The organism is Paenarthrobacter sp. 10L420, assembly GCF_056395385.1.
Window position 1 is genome coordinate 23,684 of record NZ_JBFTJK010000009.1, and the last position, 17,606, is coordinate 41,289.

The window sequence follows — 17,606 nt, forward strand, 5'->3', positions numbered from 1 at the left end:
TATTATCGTCCTTTTATGGCCACTATCCACAGCTAAAGCCAGCCCTACCCTGCGTTGGATGCCGGCACCGTCTCGTTGAGTACGCGCAGGGCGTTGAGCGTACGGGGATACCCAATGTACGGCAGCAATTGCGTGATGACGTCCAGCATCAGCCCGCGGCTGTTCCCTACGTTCAGATTCGCGAGAATGTGCCCCTTGACCTGTGGCTCGCAGCCGCCAAGGGAGACAAGCATGGACAACGTGAGGAGTTCACGCCTCGGAACATCAATGCCGGTGCGTGTCAGATAGTCGCCGAAGCAGTTCCCGGCAAGGTACTCCTGGAAGTGCATTTCATCAGCTGAAGCAGCTGCACGCATATCGTCGATGCGTTCTGCGCCTGCGATCTCCCTCTGGATAGCCAGACCTTTCTCCCCTCGGTCTTTCGGGGTAGTGGTGGACTGGCCTGAAACAGGTAGTTCCACGCCGTGCTCCTTGAGGATTTCATTGGTGGCGTGCAGGAAGTCGGAAACCTTGCCCATGCCGACGTAGGGGACGGCTTGGTAGACAAGTTCCTTCACCTCCACCGGGGTCACTCCCACCGTAAGCGCGGCTCCAAGCAAGGCACGGTAGTCACCCATTGCTTGTGACGCGATAAGAGCGGCGAGCTGAACCATGAGCCTCGTCCGTGTATCCAGTTTTCCGCGACTCAATACCTCGTCGAAAGCGAAGTTGTTGAAAATCTCGACGAGCTCGGGGTCTGTAACCGCCAAGGCTGGGAGCTGACCGGGGAAAAGTTCGTCGTGATTCCGTCGTGCCGTTTCGCTGGGTGCCATCGTGGGCCTCTCTTTCACTGATTCGTTAGGCGATGTCATTAGTGGTTCGGCGGATGAAAGCGCTGGCGATCGCCGTCACCAAGAGAAGCAGCGCAGCGATCAGCAGGCTCACTTGCAGACCGGGCACAAATCCGGCGGGGCCTGCGAGAAGCGCGCCGAAGACCGCAACTCCCACGGCTCCGCCAAGTTGCCGAAAGGTATTGAAGACCGCACTGGCCGTACCCGATCGGTGAGCCGGGACGCTATCCAGAACGTGCGCCGTCACGGGAGGCATGGCCAACGCTCCACCCACCCCAATCGGCACGAGCAATATGGTCACTGCCATCAACGATCCCAAAGGAACTGCCAGAAGCATTCCCAGAAGACCGACGACCATCAGCAGCTGCCCAATCATTGCCGGAACCCTTGGTCCAAACCTCGCGGCCATGCGCCCCGCAGCGACATTGCTGACGGCGATGAGGACGGAGGCGGGAAGAAAAGCCATTCCAGCAAGCAAAGGGGACAGGCCTAGATGTTGTTGAAGGAACAGGCTGATGACGAACACCATTCCGTACCAACCAACCATGAAGCTGAAACCCACCGCCAGGGCGATTCGCAGCCCAGACGACTGGAACAGGTCCAAAGGCATCATGGGATGTTGGCCCCGGGCCTGGGCCAGGAGGAAAACGGTGATCGCAAGGACTGCGCCGCCCAGGGAAAGCATGACCCCAGGGTCCGCGAACCCAAGAACCCCTCCTTCGATGAGCCCGAAAATGAGGGCCGCTACGCCAATGAGCGCGGCTATCTGTCCCAACCAGTCGAACGTTGCCGGCCGCACCGGTGACACAGGAACCTTGACCAGCAATGCGACGGCGACGATGCCCACTGGGACATTGATCACGAAGACGAGGCGCCAGTCCACGGTTGTGAGCAAACCGCCCAGTGCTGGTCCGGCTGCAGCTGCTACCGCTCCCCCAAGCGCCCAGACGCCAATGGCCCGCGCGCGTTGGGTTGCACCCGGGAACGCCTCCCGGATCAGTGCCATTGACGGCGGCAACATCAGTGAGGCTGCGGCACCCTGAACAAACCTGGCGACGATCAACACCCACAGAGCTGGGGCGACGGCGCAGGCAGCCGAGGCCAGCCCGAAGAGCACCAGCCCGAGCGTAAAGGCCCTTTTAGCGCCGATGCGGTCAGAAAGGTTGCCGGCAAACAGCAACAAGGACGCAAACATCAGCGTGTAGCCGTCCACGATCCACTGTTGCCCGGCGGTGCCCCCACCAAGTTGCGAACCGATCGTAGCCAACGCAACATTGACGATTAGTGCATCAAGGGTGATCACGAAGAACCCGAGCATCGATACGGCAAGCGCGAATCGGCGGGAGGTGGAAGTCTTCGGGGGCAAAGCCCTGATTTGGCTGGGATTGCTGGTTGAGGTCACGTATCAATGACACTCCTTTTGGTGGCGGCGCGGGAGTGTCCGCTGTTACGGGTTCTGGCAGTACCTCCTTTGCGTGCGGGAGCATACTGGGGACATGACCGAGAACGATGAGTTCCTTGCTTGGGTCAGGACCACGCTTTATCACGCTGAGGTGGCCCTCCTCAACGGAGACTCCGCTCCGCGTCGGGCAATTTGGTCCAGCCACGAGCCCGTAAGCGTCCTGGGCGCCTGGCGCAACGCCGTCGGGCAGGAAGAAGTCGGCCGGCTTTTCACAGATCTGGCCAACAGGTTCTCCGACTGCACTGCCTACTCATTCGAGCTGCAGGCCTACGACGTCGTTGGCGACATGGCCTACACCGTTGGTTTGGAGCGATCCTCAATCTCGGTCACCGGGCAGCAGGCGAGCCAGGTTCTGAGGGCCACTCAGGTCTACCGCCGCGAGGATGGCGAGTGGAAGGTTGCGCACCGGCATGCCGACACGGTCGTGGAGTGAGATGACCTACTGCTCTGGCCGCGGCCTCCACACCACAACGGCTTGCGACCTCGCACGGGGACGTTGACCGCGGGCCAGACTGACGACGTCGCCCGCTGCTCCGGCCGCGAAAATACGCGTGTCCAACGGGCTACGGCGGCGGGTAAGTTCTTCTGTGAGCTCAGCGACTCGGTACTGCAACGCCGCTACCTGGTTTTCAAGGTCCAGGATGCGCCTGATGCCTTCGAGTGAGACGCCGGACTGGGAGAGGCGCTGGACCTCCCGCAGCTTATCGACGTCGTTCTGGGAGTACCGCCGGGACTTCCCGGGGGCACGGCTGGGCGAGACAATGCCCAGACGATCGTACTGGCGCAACGTCTGCGGATGCATGTCGGCAAGCTCCGCGGCGACGGAGATGACAAAGATCGGCTGGTTGACGTCGATTGCCATGACCGTCTCCTTATAACCGGGCCTTCGCGGCCAGATCGTGACGCGGGTTGGCGTCGGTGGTCGCGGCAGCAAATGCCTTCACGGCCTCCTCCGCTTCCTTGTTCAGGTTCTGGGGGACGGCGACGTCGATAGTCACCAGCAGGTCACCGGTCGCCTTGGACGTTTTCACGCCGCGGCCCTTGACCCGGAGGGTGCGACCGGACGGCGTCCCGGCCGGGACGCGTACCTTCACGGTGTCGCCGTCGATCGTTGGAACATCGATAGTCGCGCCGAGCGCAGCTTCTGCGAAGGTGACGGGCACGTGGATGCGGATGTTGTCGCCGTCGCGCTGAAAAAACTCGTGGGGCTTCACATTCACGGTGATGATGAGGTCACCGTTTCCGGCGGGACCAACGTTGCCCTTGCCCCGTTGCCGCACCTTCTGCCCGTCCTTGATGCCCGCGGGAATCTTGACGTCGATCACGTGGCCGTTGCTTTCACGCAGGCTCACAGTAGTGCCCTTGATGGAACCGGCAAACGAGATGGACGTCGTCGCAGTGCGATCCGAGCCCTTCTGCGGGGCCCGCTGGAACCCGGTCTGGCCACCACCGAAGCCACCCCCAAACAAGTCAGCAAACTCCGGAGGGATACCACCGGCACCCGAAGGCTGTCGCCCGCCGCCACCAAACAAACCACCGAACAGGTCCTCGAACCCACCGTTGGCGCCAGCACCACCACGCCCGGCGCCGGCACCCGGAGCGAACCGGGCACCACCCATGGCACGGATAGCGTCGTACTGCTGCCGGTCCTCAGGGTTGGACAACACCGAGTAGGCCTCGGAAATGTCCTTGAACTTCTTCTCCGCAGCTGCATTCCCCGAGTTCGTATCAGGGTGATGCTCGCGGGCTAGCTTGCGGTAAGCCTTCTTAATATCCGCGTCGGACGCGTCCTTGGCAATACCAAGGATCGCGTAAAAATCCTTTTCAACCCAGTCCTGGCTGGCCAAGAGCGTTTCCTTTCAAATCAATAAACAAGCACCTGCGTCCACCCACCTTAGGCGAGTCGACCGCCGAGCCGTAGCGGATGAGGGGGCCCGGGAGTGGCATCGGGCCTGCCGAAGCCGGGTGGCCAAGGATCGCAGATCCTCGGTCACCCGGCGAAGGGGCGGGGCCCCCTCATCCGCGAAGGCGGAAGGTGACTACGCCGGTACAGCCACGATCACTTGGGCCGCGCGCAGGACACGCTCGCCGGAACGGTATCCCGAGCGCAGCACCTGGCTGACCGTGTCCACGTCGATGTCCTCGCCGGGCTGCTGGATGAGTGCTTCGTGGATGGTGGGGTCGAATTCGACACCTGTTTCCGCGATGCGTTCCAGTCCGTACGTCTTCAGCGCGTTCTCCAGTTTGGTGGCGATGGCGGCGAAGGGGCCGTCTTCGAGGTCACCGTGCTGGCGGGCGGCGTCGACGTCGTCCAGCACCGGGAGCAGGGAGTTCAGGACGCCGATGACGGCCATCTCCCCTGCTACGGCGCGGTCGCGTTCGACGCGCTTGCGGTAGTTGACATACTCAGCCTGAAGGCGAAGGAGGTCATTTCGGAGCTCCGCTGCCTGGGCTTCAGCCGCGGCGCCGGAGGCTACCGACTCCTCGGCCGGGACCTCTACCCCGTTGAGGATTTCCTCAGCCTGGGAGAGAGCGTCACCTTCCGTGGGGGCGGTGTTGCCTTCGGTGGGAGCAGCAGCTTCGCCTTCGGGGTGGCGGGCAGCCCCGGTTTCCGGGTCAACCTTGCGGTTGTCCCGAATTACGGGCTTGCGGGGCTCGTTTCCTTCAGAGTGCTCTGCTTCGTTGCCGTGGTGGGGCATGGCTACTTCTTCGCTTCGTCTTCGTCGATGATTTCAGCGTCGACGATGTCTTCGTCGGACGCACCGGAACCAGCGCCGCCGGCCGGAGCACCTTCAGCACCGGCACCCGGAGCGTCTGCTGCGGCTGCCTGCGAGTAGATGGCTTCGCCGAGCTTGGTCTGAGAAGCCTGGAGCTTCTCGAAGGCCGTCTTCACAGCGGCGTCGTCGGTGCCTTCCAGCGCGGACTTGAGGGCGTCGACGTCGGCCTTGACCTCGGTCTTGACCTCTTCCGGCAGCTTGTCGTCGTTGTCGGCGATCAGCTTGTCCACAGAGTAGGCGAGCTGCTCGGCGGAGTTACGGGTGTCTGTAGCTTCGCGGCGGGCCTTGTCCTCTGCGGCGTGCTCCTCGGCTTCACGGACCATGCGGTCGATGTCTTCCTTGGAGAGCGCCGTACCACCAGTGATGGTCATGGACTGTTCCTTGCCGGTGCCCTTGTCCTTGGCGGACACGTGGACGATGCCGTTGGCGTCGATGTCGAAGGTGACCTCGACCTGCGGGACGCCGCGGGGTGCCGGAGCGATGCCGGTCAGTTCGAACGTGCCCAGCGGCTTGTTGTCGCGGGTGAATTCACGCTCGCCCTGGAAGACCTGGATGGCCACGGACGGCTGGTTGTCATCTGCCGTGGTGAAGGTCTCGGAACGCTTGGTGGGGATAGCCGTGTTGCGCTCGATGAGGTGCGTCATGACGCCACCCTTGGTTTCGATGCCGAGGGACAGCGGCGTGACGTCGATGAGGAGGACGTCCTTGCGCTCACCCTTCAGGACACCGGCCTGGAGTGCAGCACCGACGGCTACAACTTCGTCCGGGTTGACGCCCTTGTTGGGCTCCTTGCCGCCAGCAAGTTCCTTGACCAGCTCAGAGACAGCGGGCATACGGGTGGAGCCACCGACGAGCACGATGTGATCGATGTCGGAGACCTTGATGCCGGCTTCAGCGATGACGTCGTGGAACGGCTTCTTGGTGCGGTCCAGCAGGTCCTTGGTGAGGTCCTGGAACTTGGCGCGGGTCAGCTGCTCGTCCAGGTGGACCGGGCCGTCGGGGGTGACGGACAGGTACTGGAGGGAGATGTTGGTGCTGGTGGAGGAAGAGAGTTCCTTCTTTGCCTGCTCTGAAGCTTCGCGGAGACGCTGGAGGGCGATCTTGTCCTTGGAGAGATCGATGCCCTTGATCTTGAGCTGGTTCAGCAGCCATTCGACGACGCGGTTGTCCCAGTCGTCGCCACCGAGGCGGTTGTCACCTGCGGTTGCGCGGACCTGGATGGTGGAGAAGTTGTCTTCGTCCTTGCCGACTTCGAGAAGGGAGACGTCGAAGGTACCGCCACCGAGGTCGAAGACCAGGATGAGTTCGTCTTCCTTGCCCTTGTCCAGACCGTAAGCCAGTGCAGCCGCGGTGGGCTCGTTGACGATGCGGAGGACGTTGAGGCCTGCGATTTCGCCGGCTTCCTTGGTGGACTGGCGCTCGGCGTCGTTGAAGTATGCCGGAACGGTGATGACGGCGTCGGTGACCTTTTCACCCAAGTAGCTCTCGGCGTCGTTCTTGAGCTTCATGAGGATACGCGCGGAGATTTCCTGCGGCGTGTACTTCTTGTCATCGATGGCGACAGACCAGTCGGTGCCCATGTGGCGCTTGACGGAAGCGATGGTGCGGTCGATGTTGTTGACGGCCTGGCGCTTGGCGATCTCGCCAACCAGGACTTCGCCAGACTTCGAGAACGCAACGACCGACGGCGTGGTGCGGCCGCCTTCTGCGTTGGCGATGACGGTGGGCTCGCCACCTTCAAGGACAGAGACCACGGAGTTAGTGGTTCCGAGGTCGATACCTACTGCACGTGACATATCTTGTTTCCTTTCAATGGCCGATGTTCGAGATTGCCCCCGGCACCGGTCCGCTGGGCGGTTGGGTTATCGGGAGCCCACTCAACAATCGGCTAGTTGAGCGTTCTGCACTCAACTGTACTCAGCCTCGTTTCAATGTCAATCCAAAGTTGAGTCAAGTACGCTCAACTTTGGCTTTGGTGCCGAAATTTCCCCCAGAAGTACACGGTTCAGGGGCTGGTTTCGCCCTGCGTGAACTGGCAGACTTGCGCGATGGAGCTCGCGGGATTCGTGCCGCGCTATAGCCTGCGGAGAAGCGTGGAGACACAGAACGGAGGCTCGCTATGGTCCGGAGACACCCATTTCTTGTGCTGGCCATCTTCTTAAGCTTGAGCTGGTTCGTTCTGGTTGGGTTCCTGGACCGCGGACTCCTGAACCACAATGCTGGGGGCATTTCCGGGCTCTGCCTCGGCGAATATCTTCCCGCCGGAACCATCCATAACCCCGAGGGCTCACCCGTACCACCCCGGGGAGAGTATGCCTTCCTGCCTTTGGGGATCGAGTGCACTTTCACGATGACTGACGGCACTCATCAGCAGTCCGTCCACCCGCGAATTATGCAGATCATTCTTGGTGCATTGCCCGCGGCCGCGGTTCTGGCATGGGGAGTGGCTAGGGCTTCAGCGTCAATTCGCAGGAGTAGGGCTGCCTGACGACGCGCAAACTGCCCAGCGTCACTCCGGCGGGCGGGCGACACGAATATCCGGGTGTCCCTGGCGAATGTGGGTGGCGCCAGGGGTTTGGGTGGCGCTAGCCGTTTGTGCGGCGCTGGCCGGCGGCGACTCCGGTTTGTACACCCACGCCACGAGCACCACGGAAATGATCATCAGCAAGAACCAGGCAAGGAGCTTCTCGATCGAGACCGCCTGCCAGCCATTCACCTGGTTGGGGTAGAGCCAAGCGTGGGACCACGTGCCGATGTTCTCGGCGAACCAAATGAACAGCGCCACCAACAGGAAAGACACCAGGATAGGCATCCGGAAGCGCTTACGGAATACCCGGAAGTGCATCACGCACCGCCCGTAGACAAGCACGACGGCGGCAAGAAGCACCCAGCGCGCGTCGAAGACGTAGTGGTGCGAGAAGAAATTAATGTAGATCCCGGCCGCCACTAGGGCAGTGATCCACCGCCAGGGGTAGTGGTCGAAGTGGAGGTCAAATAGCCGGAAGACGCGCACCATGTACGAGCCAACGGCCGCATACATGAAGCCACTGAACAGCGGAACAGCACCGATCCGGAGGAAGCCCTCGGCCTCGTAAGACCACGAGCCCACGTCCGTCTTGAACAGCTCCATGACTGTTCCCACTGCATGGAACAGCAGGATCACCCGCAACTCGCGCAGTGTTTCCAGCTTGAAGCTGATCATCAGGATCTGAATGACGACTGCGGCGATGGTCAGGAAGTCATTCCGGGCCAAGCCGGCGTCGTCCGGATACCAGAGGCGGGCTGCGATGATCACCGCGAGCAGTGCTGCACCAAAGACGCAAGCCCACGCCTGCTTCAGTCCGAACACCACGAACTCGGTCAGCCGCATGCGGAGTCGGCCGCCGTGGGCGTGCTGCAGATAGCGATGCGCAAGGTCATCGATGGCTTGCTCCACCGAGGTCGAATTACGCATTCCTTGACCTGCCCCTCGTCCTGGAAGGGGTGGTTTCCAGCCGACCCAGGTAGTAATCCCTGGGCCAGTGCCGTATCCCCTGCGGGAGCCGGGGATAGACTCGTCCGAGCCACCGCATGGTCCGCTCGAAGCGACGGCTATCGCGGGGAGTCCACTCCAAGCCGAAGCCGTCGCGCAGATGGTCCGGAAGCAGGCCAGCCGTCAAGAAGCGGGCAAGCGGCATCGTCAGGCGTAAGAGTGCAGGCCCACCTGCCGGATACAGCAGATCCTTGGCTATCTTGCGGGCTTTTTCATCAGGTCGAAGCACGTCCACGTGCGAAGACCAATACCCAGCGAAGGCCCCACGATCGGGCGGCCACATGTTCGCCGGAAGCTGCAGCGCCGTCCCAATGCGCGCATAGTCGCGGTACATGCGGTCGGCGGTCTCGTCGTCGAGCGGTCCATGCACTTGCTCGTAAACGGTGACGGCGGTGTCGTACAGAGTGGCGACAACCCAAAGCTGGGACTCGGGGTCGAAAGCGTTGTAGCCCTTTGTTGCATCATCAGGGTTCCGGCGCACCGGAGCGTGGGCGCGGTTAACGGCGCGGCGAACCGCGGCGACTTGCTCCTCCGTGCCATAAACAATCGCATAAACGTAAGTCAGCGTCGCCCGAAGACGGTCCTGCGGCCGTTGGGAAAAGTCGCTGTGATCGGCGACTCCGTGACCCACCCTGGGGTCCGCAATCTGAAGGAGGATGGCACGCCCGGCTCCGGCGAGCAATATGCCCTCCGCGCCGATATCAGCAAGCCCTCGAACCATCTTGATACTTTACCGTCTGCTGCTCGTCACAGGCCCGCTCGTCACAGCCCCGCCATGCCCTGGAGGACGAGCAGTTGGTGCTCGAACAATTCATCGCGCGCGGCAAACGTATCCCGCCCGTACTGGCCAAACACTTCGAAGCTCACAGCCCCGAAGACGGACGTCCACGCCAGCACGCCCCGCGCGAGCGCAGCATCGGGCACGGTGAGGCCCATTTCAGTCCGGATGCTCCGCATGTCTGCCGCCAAGGCCGGTGGGATGACGACGGCGGGACTCACCTCCGTCTCCAGGGCGCCCGCGCGATGGGCTGCGTCAAAGATGCTTACGAGGCGAAAGATGACACGTGTTCCGGGAACCGTGGTTCGCTCACCTGGTGCCTGATAGCCGGGAACGGGGCTCCCGAAAAGCAGGGCGTAGCTGGCGGGTTCCCTGAGCGCCCAAGCACGAATCGCCTTACCCAGGGCACGAAACTGACCTGCGAAATCATTCTCAGGAACCGCCGCTACAGCTGCATCCACTTCGTCGCCGAGCTCGTTGTAGCCGTCGATGAGCAAGAGTGTGAGAAGTTCGTCCCGGCTTTCCACGTAGCGATAAACGGCCGAAGAAACGACGCCAAGGTCCCGGGCCACAGCCCGCAGCGAGACAGCCGCCGCGCCGTGGACTGCCAAGTGCTCCCGGCCGAGTCGCACTATGTCGGCGATGGTTTGTGCCCGCGCACGCTCACGGGGAGTTGGCGGCTTGGCTTTGGGCTGGGCTTTTGGCGCAGCTTCGACGCCTCGCGCAGTGGAAGACATGACACCACCTTGCCACAACACAGAGAGCACCATCAACAAATGAGAGCAGTGCTCTTGACTCTGACTTTATTGAGGGCCATTCTGGATTCAGAGAGCAGTGCTCTCGTTTACGTTCAGGACTTCGAGGAAAGAGATCAGCATGTACGTCGTCACCGGAGCAGGACCCGTTGGTTGGACAGTCGCCGAACAACTCGCTGAGCAGGGGGAAGACGTTCGCATTCTGACGCGGTCCGGCAGCGGCCCGGACCATCCCCTCATTGAGCGCATGCGCGTTGATGCCTCCGATCCCAGGCAATTGGGCCAAGCCGTCAAAGACGCTTCCGCAGTTTTCCACTGCATTCACGGATCCGCTTACCGTGCCGCAGTATGGGCGGCCGAGCTCCCTCAAGCCGAACAAGTGGTGATGGATGCAGCGGCAGCCGCGGGCGCCGTCGTCGTATTTCCAGAGAGCCTCTACTCCTACAGCGAGCCGGACAGTGTGATGACCGAGGCGGGTCCCCGGGCGGCGTTGGGCGGTAAGCGAGGCATCAGGACCCAACTGCTGAACGCGCGGCAGCTGCATCCTGCGAATACTGTGAGTGTGGTGGCTGGTGACTTCTTTGGCCCGCTGGTGCGTACGGCGCATGCAGGCGAACGAATGGTCCCGCTGGTTCTGGAGGGAAAGTCGGTTCAAGTCCTGGGCAGCGCTGAGCAACCGCACTCGTTCACGTATGTCCCTGACCTGGCTGCGGCCATGATCGCCGCGGCCCGGAATCCAAAGCTCTGGAACACTGTGCTCCACGCGCCGACCAGCCCGGCGCTAACCCAACGCGAGCTTGCCGGGACGTTCGCTGACGCTGCTGGCGTTTCTGCTCCGAAGGTGAGCGCTGTACCGGGATGGGTGCTGAGGACGGCAGGTCTCTTTTCGACCGATATGCGCGAGCTTGCCGAGATGCTCTACCAATTCGAGGGCCCGTTCGTGATGGATTCCTCCCAAAGCCAGCGCGTCCTGGGCCTGGAACCGACGCCCTTCCCGGAAGCTGCCGCAGCAACAGTGGCTTGGTGGCGGGACGCTGTCCGGCAAGTGAAGTAGGCGGCGGGGGTGACACCATGGTTTGAGAAATCATCCGTAGGAGCCACTCATGAAAAAGGTCAGCTACTCACCCGCACTTACCGCGGCCATGGCGAAGAAGCGAACAGCCATCCGCGTTCCTGCCGACGTTCTCGTTGAACAGGTGAGTGCTTCCATGGCCATTGAGGGACGGACGCTTATCGCTAAGCCGACAGTGAAGCACACCCGGGCATCTGCCGAAGCAGTTGCAACCATTGCCGCTAGATCGTCCGAGCGCAGGAAGAGTTCTCTTCGGAGCACACCACCGGGAGCAGCCAGCGAGTAGCTCCGGCCAATCACTGGTCCTTCCATGCGCCAGGCGGTGGAGCGTCCAGAAAGGTTGTGACGACGTCCTGCACCAGCGCGGTCCTCGCCAACCCGAAGAAATGCGTGGTGCCGGGAAACACAGCGAGTTGCGATGCGGGTACGCCTTCGAAGTCGCCATTCACGTCTCCTCCCCTCAGTTGGAGGAACCGCACGGCATGCTCGAGCTTGACCATGTCGCAATCTCCCACCGTGATCAACGTTGGGGCTGCGATTCCGCGGATTTCGTCATCGCTCCATCCGGTGGAGCCAGCGTCATAGCGCCCGAGTTTGTCCAACAGTCCCTGCAGGTGCTCGCGATCCGGATGCGGTGAAACCGCAAGATAGCGCTGCTCCATCGGGGTGCCGGCGATCATATCCACGGTCATGGAGGCAACAGCTTCGGCATTTCCGCCGCGATCGCCGTCGGGCCGGAAAGACACCGAAGACACGATGAGTTTGCGGACAAGGTCAGGGCGTTTGATCGCCAAGTGCAGGGCCACGGCACCGCCAACGCTGAAGCCGAAGACATCAACCTCGCCGGCGTCCAGGTGCTCCAGAAGGCCAACGACGTCCGAGGCCAAATCAGCGGTGTTCAGTGGACGGTCGACGTCGTTGGTTCTACCGTGGCCTTGGAAGTCCGTAGCGATAACCCTGCGTCCATTCGAGAGCGCCGGAATGAGCGCGCCGAATTGCTGTTCGATGTCGAACAACCCGCCATGCAGGAGCAGCAACGGTGTGCCACCGGAACCGTGCAGCTCGTAGTACATCTGAAGTCCGTTGACCTCTGCGTAACCGGTCTCCGGGGCTGGTGTCGGCTGGTCCATCGTTTGTCCTCCGCGTTGTACGAATCGCTCTACGTTGCGCGTCATCCTAGCCCGGCGGCGGAGCTGGCGGGAGGGTCGCAGGGTGGGCTGAACGCGGCTAATTTGCGAGCGTCTCCTGGCAGGCGTTTCGCTGTTCCTCGACTGGTTCTACCCATTCAAGGGCCGCGACGAGGTGCCCTTCGTTAGGCAGGGCCTGTTGCTCGGCCGCTGGGAGTTTGTCGTATGTGTAGGCCGCGACGGCCATGGGTGAGGTTGACCGCCCGAGGCTGTACCTGACGCTGCGGTCGTTCTTCGTGCCGCAGATCAGGATGCCAATCGTTTCGTTGTGATGCTCACGGCGAAGCATGTCATCGACAAGGGCAACGTAGAAGTTCAGTTTGCCGGCGTACTCGGGCTGGAACTTCCCCGTCTTAAGCTCGATGACCACATACCGGTTCTGGTCCATGTGGAAGAACAGCATGTCGATGTAGTAGTCGTCGCCGTCGACATCGAAGTGGACCTGCCGGCCCACGAATGAAAACCCGGGCCCCAGTTCCCGCAGGGTTTCGGTGATTCGGCTGGTCAGGGCCAGTTCCAAATCCCGTTCGGCGACTTCCCCCGACAGGCCGAGAAACTCGAAGCTGTAGGGGTCCTTGGCGACCTGCTGGGCCAGCTCAGAATCTAGTCCAACAAGCCGTTGGACAAAGTTCGACGGCGCCGCGCCGGTCCGCTCCAGGGTCCGGTTCATGATCATGTTCAGGAGGACGTTGCGCGACCATCCGTGTTCAACTGCGGCACCGGCGTACCAATCCCGATCCACCTGGTTGTCCAGTTTGTCCAACAGCACCGTAATGTGGCCCCATGGCAATTGTCCAACAGCTTGTTGGACAATTGGATCCGGCCAGGCGGTTGCGAATCCCCGCATATAAAAGAGGTTGGATCGCGACAGGCCCTTCATCTCCGTGAACTCTGCCCGGAGGTCTTCGGCCAGGCGCCCCATGACGCCGCTCCCCCATTGCTCGACCTGCTGGCGCTCCAACACAGTCTTCCCGATCGACCAATACAACTCGATCACCTGTGTGTTGACGGTTCTAAGGGCGGTCTGACGTGCGTCGCGCACGCGTTTCTTGAGCGCGTCCAAGAGATCTGTGTAATCTGCGGGCAAGGTCAAGGCGCGCGAATCAGTCATGCACGCAACCCTATTGGCCTCCACTGACATTCAGCCCCAGAGCAACTCCCGGTCAGTGTGGGTATTTCCGTCTGGCAGGGGTATTCCGTTCCGCAGCCGGAGTTCATCCCTATGGTCATCACGGGATCGCTGCTATCCATCCTTCCGCTGCTGGTGGCCTTCATTATGCTCCAGCGTTTCTGGAAGTCCGGCCTCACCGCAGGGAGCGTCAAATGACCACGAGCAAACTGAACGTCGCACTGGCGATGGGTCCCGGCGTCGTATCCCGGGTCTTTCCCGCACGACGACTCGAGTCCCTGGCTCCTGAACTGCAGTTGTTGAGCCCGGAACCTATAGAGGATTTCACATCTCCCCGTTCCCTGAAACTCCTGGCCGATACGGACATCCTCATCACCGGCTGGGGCTGCCCGCGGCTCGATGCCGCCGCTTTGACGGCGGCACCACGGTTGAGCCACGTCCTGCACGCCGGCGGAACCGTCAAGCATCACGTGGGCCAGGAATGTTGGGACCGCGGCATCGAAGTCAGTACAGCTGCTGATGCCAACGCCATTCCCGTAGCTGAATACACGGTGGCCATGATCCTGCTGGCCAACAAGAGGGTCCTGCAGATCGCCCGGAAACTGCACACGGAAAAAACGGAAATCGAGCCCGACGAGGTGTTCCCGGATATGGGCAACTTCGGCAAGCGTGTGGGCATCATTGGGGCCTCGAAGATTGGCAGGCACGTCATCAGGCTCCTGCAGCCCTACGACGTCCAGCTCGTCGTCGCCGACCCCTACCTCGACGATGCAGCGGCGGCAGAACTCGGCGTCGAGCGTGCCACCCTGGAGCAACTGGTGGCGAGCTGCGACGTCGTCAGCCTCCACGCGCCGTCGCTCCCCTCCACATTCCATCTGATCCATGCGGGACTGGTGGATTCCCTCAAGCCCGGCGCCACGTTCATCAACACGTCCCGCGGCGAGCTGGTGGACCAGGACGCGCTGCTGGCCCGTATTGAACGGGGTGACCTGTTCACTGTCCTGGATGTCACCACTCCGTGGGTGCTCCCCGCAGAATCCAGGCTCTACACGCATCCGAACGTCCTCCTCACCCCGCACCTTGCCGGGTCCTTGGGGACTGAACTCGAAAGAATGGCTGTCAGCACCATCGAGGAAGCCCTGCGCATCTCCCGTGGCGAACCACTCCTCCACAGGCTGCATGCACAGGATCTCGCCTTCACAGCGTGACTCACGTTCCCACCTGCACATTCAATCGAATGGAGTTACTCCTGATTCCCCAGTGACTACACGCAACAGCGGGAGTAACCTAGTCCCAGTTGCAATTCTGGTCACCTTTCGAGTTCTGGGTTCTGCCGTGGGCTATGTGCGTTCGTCGTTGACCGACCTCCTGGGGGTACTTTCCGACGCCGTCGCTCCCCAGCGCGTAAGGTTCGACGACGGCTCCCCCGAAGCCGTCATTCCCACCCCGGACGCTCCGGTCACCGTTCATGCAGTCACGCTCAACCGTGTGGGAAGGTCCCGTCGTGATGGCCCGGTCCTTGACCTCGAACTGCGGGTAGCGGTGGAATGCCATGGGCCCGAACAACTGGACAACATGGAGCAACTGCTCTTGGCCGTGGAGCGCCATAGCCAGTACTCGGTGGTTTCCGCGGGCGAATTCCATCCCGAGGAGTACTCCGGAGCTATCCGGCAAGGGCTCGGATTCCTGGTCCGGATCCCCGTGGCGCTGCGCTTCGAAGAGCCCTCCGGGCCTCCAGTCCTTGAACCGCTCATCGCCAAGACCGGCGTTGCCCGGCGCATCCACGGACGGCTCGTGGACGTCCACAACAAAGGCATCCCCAACGCCTACATCCATGCCCATTCTTCCGCCACGGCCGTCGTCAGCGATGCGACCGGCCACTTCGAGGTCCTGGCCTCGGCGGATGAACTCCAGCACTTTGCCGTAGCAGTACGCGGCACCGAAAAGGAAGTCTCGGCCAGCACCAGCAGCCTGCCGGTCATCATCCGGTGGCAGTGAATCCGCGGACTACCGCGGGCAGGAAAGGGAGCGCACCATGGCGAACTATCAGGCGCCAGGCGTTTATGTTCAGGAAGTGCCCAGCGGCGCGCGAGCCATCGGGCAGGTCAACACCAGCATCGCAGCGTTCGTAGGCCTGGCTCCGGACCCGGACGCCTTGGTGGATGAGCTCCGTGTGCTGGACAACTGGACCCAGTTCGTGGACCAATATGTCGGCAACGCGACAGCGGGCACACCGCTCTCCAACGCTGTTTACGGCTTCTTCTCAAACGGAGGGAGCCGTTGTTATGTGGTGAACATTGGGGCCAACGGCAGCCTCACCGGGACGGCCACCAAACCCACCGGCCTCACGCTCTTCGAGGCCGTGGACGACATCTCCATGGTGGCAGCGCCGGGCTTCGCGGATGCCGAATCCTACGCTGCACTGGCTGCGCATGTAGAGCACCCGCTCCGGCAGGACCGCATGGCCATCATGGACACGGTGGAAAAAGTGGACGACGTCGGGGCTCTCACCAGGGCCGCGACGTCGGGCGTTCCGGAGGGTGCGCGGGATTCGGGCCCGGAAGAGGAGCGGACGACGGCGGACGCTGGCTCGGGTGGGGATGGTGGCCCGGGTGACGCCGACGAAGCCGAAGACGCATCTGACGAACCTGTAGGCGCAGAAGCCAGCGACAGCACGCCGTCGTCTGCATCCTCGGTGTCCTCCGACCACCCCGACTGGCCCGACTCAACCCGGCCCCCGGCGGCCCGCTCGGCGGATCCGGATACGGAAGCCGGCGACCAGGTGGACCTCGGCGCCCCGCAATCCCCCGGCGGTTACACGGCCCTGTATTTCCCCTGGATCGTGATGATCGATCCCGTGTCCGGGAAAAAGGTGACGCAGCCGCCGTCGGGCCATATTGCAGGCGTTTGGGCGCGCGTTGACGCGACCCGGGGCGTCCATAAGGCGCCGGCCAACGAGCCCATCCAAGGCGCGATCGACCTTGTGCGGCGCGTGAGCCGTGGTGAGCAGGAGGTCCTGAACCCGGCGGGCGTGAACTGCATCCGGTACTTCCCCGGTGAGGGCATCCGGATTTGGGGCGCCCGAACCAAAGCTCCCGAGGCGAGCGAATACCGGTACGTGAATGTGCGGCGGCTGACCAACATGATCAAGGAGTCCGTGGCGGACGGGACGCGCTGGGTGGTGTTCGAGCCCAATGATCACACGCTGTGGAAGTCGATCCGGCGCGACATCGGTGCGTTCCTGACCAATGTGTGGCGGGATGGCGCCCTGCTCGGGACTACCCCTCAACAGGCATTTTTCGTGAAGTGCGACGAAGAAACCAACCCTCCAGAGGTCCGCGACGCGGGGCAAGTGGTCACGCTGATCGGAATCGCACCCGTGAAACCGGCCGAGTTTGTGATCTTCAAGCTCATGCAGTCGGCGGACAACACCAGCGAGACAGAGAGCGCAGGAGCCTGACATGACAACCCCAACACCTGCCGCCCAGCCGGGCAACGTGGTGGACCCGTACCGGGCCTACAACTTCAAGCTCGTGATCCAGGGCGTGGTTCAGGGACACTTCACAAAGGTGGAGGGGCTCGGCCTGAAGATCGACCGCATCCTCTACCGCTCCGGCGGCGAAAACAGCACAGTCCGCGTCATACCCGGGCAAGTGGAATACACGCCAGTGACCTTGAAGTATGGGCTCACCGACTCCACCGAAATGCTGCAGTGGCTCTTCAAAGCCGTCGACGGAAAAGTAGAACGCCGGAACGTCTCCATCGCGATGCTCAACGATGCCGGCTCCGTGGAAGTCCGCCGCTGGAACCTTCTGGGGGCCTGGCCGTGCGACTGGTTCGGCGCACCCCTTGACGCTTTGGGCAAGGATCTCGCCATCGAATCCCTCAGCATCGCGTACGACCGCCTGGAGCTCGACGATGCCCGCGCTCCCGTCGCCTGAGCATGGGTTTTCCTGGCGACGGGCAGCTGCGCACCGGTTGCGAGGTGTGGCTGCGTGGCTGGATCGCGGGTCGGCTTCTCCGGGCACGGGTTCTCCGGGCACGGGCGCGTCGGTGCCTTCGGTTTCGGAACTTGATTCGTCGG

At 62.3% G+C, this 17,606-nt stretch carries 20 protein-coding genes; 9 read left to right on the forward strand and 11 right to left on the reverse strand.

Annotated elements, in window-relative coordinates; all coding sequences use genetic code 11:
- Positions 1 to 44: 44 nt before the first annotated feature.
- Positions 45 to 812, reverse strand: coding sequence for a carboxymuconolactone decarboxylase family protein (locus tag AC1DD5_RS14425; protein ID WP_477521882.1), 768 nt, complete (start codon positions 810 to 812; stop codon positions 45 to 47).
- A gap of 25 nt (positions 813 to 837) precedes the next feature.
- On the reverse strand, positions 838 to 2,232 hold the full coding sequence (locus AC1DD5_RS14430; RefSeq protein ID WP_477521883.1) for an MFS transporter: 1,395 nt from the start codon (positions 2,230 to 2,232) through the stop codon (positions 838 to 840).
- Between the two features lie 94 nt (positions 2,233 to 2,326).
- Here AC1DD5_RS14430 and AC1DD5_RS14435 point away from each other — a divergent pair, with 94 nt between their 5' ends.
- On the forward strand, positions 2,327 to 2,725 hold the full coding sequence (locus AC1DD5_RS14435) for a nuclear transport factor 2 family protein (protein WP_477521884.1): 399 nt from the start codon (positions 2,327 to 2,329) through the stop codon (positions 2,723 to 2,725).
- A gap of 6 nt (positions 2,726 to 2,731) precedes the next feature.
- Here AC1DD5_RS14435 and AC1DD5_RS14440 read toward each other — a convergent pair whose 3' ends face one another.
- The 4 genes from AC1DD5_RS14440 to dnaK all read right to left on the reverse strand — a co-directional run bounded on the left by AC1DD5_RS14440 (position 2,732) and on the right by dnaK (position 6,865).
- On the reverse strand, positions 2,732 to 3,154 hold the full coding sequence (locus AC1DD5_RS14440; protein WP_442003331.1) for a heat shock protein transcriptional repressor HspR: 423 nt from the start codon (positions 3,152 to 3,154) through the stop codon (positions 2,732 to 2,734).
- Positions 3,155 to 3,164: 10 nt separating this feature from the next.
- Entirely contained in the window at positions 3,165 to 4,139 is a 975-nt protein-coding gene (locus AC1DD5_RS14445) for a DnaJ C-terminal domain-containing protein (RefSeq protein WP_477521885.1), read from the reverse strand.
- Positions 4,140 to 4,331: 192 nt separating this feature from the next.
- A complete protein-coding gene (locus tag AC1DD5_RS14450) occupies positions 4,332 to 4,991 on the reverse strand; it encodes a nucleotide exchange factor GrpE (protein WP_477521886.1) in 660 nt (219 codons plus the stop codon).
- Positions 4,992 to 4,993: 2 nt separating this feature from the next.
- Entirely contained in the window at positions 4,994 to 6,865 is a 1,872-nt protein-coding gene (dnaK, locus tag AC1DD5_RS14455; protein WP_477521887.1) for a molecular chaperone DnaK, read from the reverse strand.
- A gap of 368 nt (positions 6,866 to 7,233) precedes the next feature.
- Here dnaK and AC1DD5_RS14460 point away from each other — a divergent pair, with 368 nt between their 5' ends.
- Entirely contained in the window at positions 7,234 to 7,557 is a 324-nt protein-coding gene (locus AC1DD5_RS14460) for a hypothetical protein (protein WP_477521888.1), read from the forward strand.
- Positions 7,558 to 7,578: 21 nt separating this feature from the next.
- Here the strand turns inward: AC1DD5_RS14460 and AC1DD5_RS14465 are convergent, their stop codons facing one another.
- Genes AC1DD5_RS14465 through AC1DD5_RS14475 form a run of 3 tightly spaced genes read right to left on the reverse strand, consistent with a single transcriptional unit; the run spans position 7,579 to position 10,116 of the window.
- The gene (locus AC1DD5_RS14465; RefSeq protein ID WP_477521889.1) at positions 7,579 to 8,523 is read right to left on the reverse strand and encodes a DUF817 domain-containing protein; all 945 of its coding nucleotides are present in this window, start codon (positions 8,521 to 8,523) and stop codon (positions 7,579 to 7,581) included.
- On the reverse strand, positions 8,516 to 9,322 hold the full coding sequence (locus AC1DD5_RS14470) for an oxygenase MpaB family protein (protein ID WP_477521890.1): 807 nt from the start codon (positions 9,320 to 9,322) through the stop codon (positions 8,516 to 8,518). The genes AC1DD5_RS14465 and AC1DD5_RS14470 overlap by 8 nt, the downstream gene beginning before the upstream one ends.
- A gap of 41 nt (positions 9,323 to 9,363) precedes the next feature.
- Positions 9,364 to 10,116, reverse strand: a complete 753-nt coding sequence (locus AC1DD5_RS14475) for a TetR/AcrR family transcriptional regulator (protein ID WP_477521891.1) — start codon at positions 10,114 to 10,116, stop codon at positions 9,364 to 9,366.
- A 139-nt stretch (positions 10,117 to 10,255) separates the two neighbouring features.
- Here AC1DD5_RS14475 and AC1DD5_RS14480 point away from each other — a divergent pair, with 139 nt between their 5' ends.
- Complete coding sequence (locus AC1DD5_RS14480; protein ID WP_477521892.1) at positions 10,256 to 11,188, forward strand: NAD-dependent epimerase/dehydratase family protein; 933 nt, start codon at positions 10,256 to 10,258, stop codon at positions 11,186 to 11,188.
- A 49-nt stretch (positions 11,189 to 11,237) separates the two neighbouring features.
- Entirely contained in the window at positions 11,238 to 11,492 is a 255-nt protein-coding gene (locus AC1DD5_RS14485; RefSeq protein WP_477521893.1) for a hypothetical protein, read from the forward strand.
- Between the two features lie 10 nt (positions 11,493 to 11,502).
- Here the strand turns inward: AC1DD5_RS14485 and AC1DD5_RS14490 are convergent, their stop codons facing one another.
- Both AC1DD5_RS14490 and AC1DD5_RS14495 read right to left on the reverse strand, forming a co-directional pair.
- Positions 11,503 to 12,336 carry an alpha/beta fold hydrolase gene (locus AC1DD5_RS14490; protein WP_477521894.1) on the reverse strand — a complete coding sequence of 278 codons (834 nt, stop codon included), beginning with the start codon at positions 12,334 to 12,336 and terminating at the stop codon, positions 11,503 to 11,505.
- 97 nt (positions 12,337 to 12,433) lie between these two features.
- The gene (locus tag AC1DD5_RS14495; protein WP_477521895.1) at positions 12,434 to 13,504 is read right to left on the reverse strand and encodes a PDDEXK nuclease domain-containing protein; all 1,071 of its coding nucleotides are present in this window, start codon (positions 13,502 to 13,504) and stop codon (positions 12,434 to 12,436) included.
- Positions 13,505 to 13,561: 57 nt separating this feature from the next.
- On the opposite strand from AC1DD5_RS14495, the gene AC1DD5_RS14500 reads away from it, so the two are divergent.
- Genes AC1DD5_RS14500 through AC1DD5_RS14520 form a run of 5 tightly spaced genes read left to right on the forward strand, consistent with a single transcriptional unit; the run spans position 13,562 to position 17,463 of the window.
- Positions 13,562 to 13,720, forward strand: coding sequence for a hypothetical protein (locus tag AC1DD5_RS14500; RefSeq protein ID WP_477521896.1), 159 nt, complete (start codon positions 13,562 to 13,564; stop codon positions 13,718 to 13,720).
- On the forward strand, positions 13,717 to 14,730 hold the full coding sequence (locus tag AC1DD5_RS14505; RefSeq protein ID WP_477521897.1) for a hydroxyacid dehydrogenase: 1,014 nt from the start codon (positions 13,717 to 13,719) through the stop codon (positions 14,728 to 14,730). The genes AC1DD5_RS14500 and AC1DD5_RS14505 overlap by 4 nt, the downstream gene beginning before the upstream one ends.
- A 52-nt stretch (positions 14,731 to 14,782) precedes the next feature.
- Positions 14,783 to 15,520 (forward strand): hypothetical protein, encoded by a 738-nt coding sequence (locus tag AC1DD5_RS14510; protein WP_477521898.1) that lies wholly within the window; start codon positions 14,783 to 14,785, stop codon positions 15,518 to 15,520.
- A gap of 37 nt (positions 15,521 to 15,557) precedes the next feature.
- Positions 15,558 to 16,982 (forward strand): phage tail sheath family protein, encoded by a 1,425-nt coding sequence (locus AC1DD5_RS14515; protein ID WP_477521899.1) that lies wholly within the window; start codon positions 15,558 to 15,560, stop codon positions 16,980 to 16,982.
- A gap of 1 nt (position 16,983) precedes the next feature.
- On the forward strand, positions 16,984 to 17,463 hold the full coding sequence (locus tag AC1DD5_RS14520; protein WP_159708998.1) for a phage tail protein: 480 nt from the start codon (positions 16,984 to 16,986) through the stop codon (positions 17,461 to 17,463).
- Positions 17,464 to 17,606: the final 143 nt, after the last annotated feature.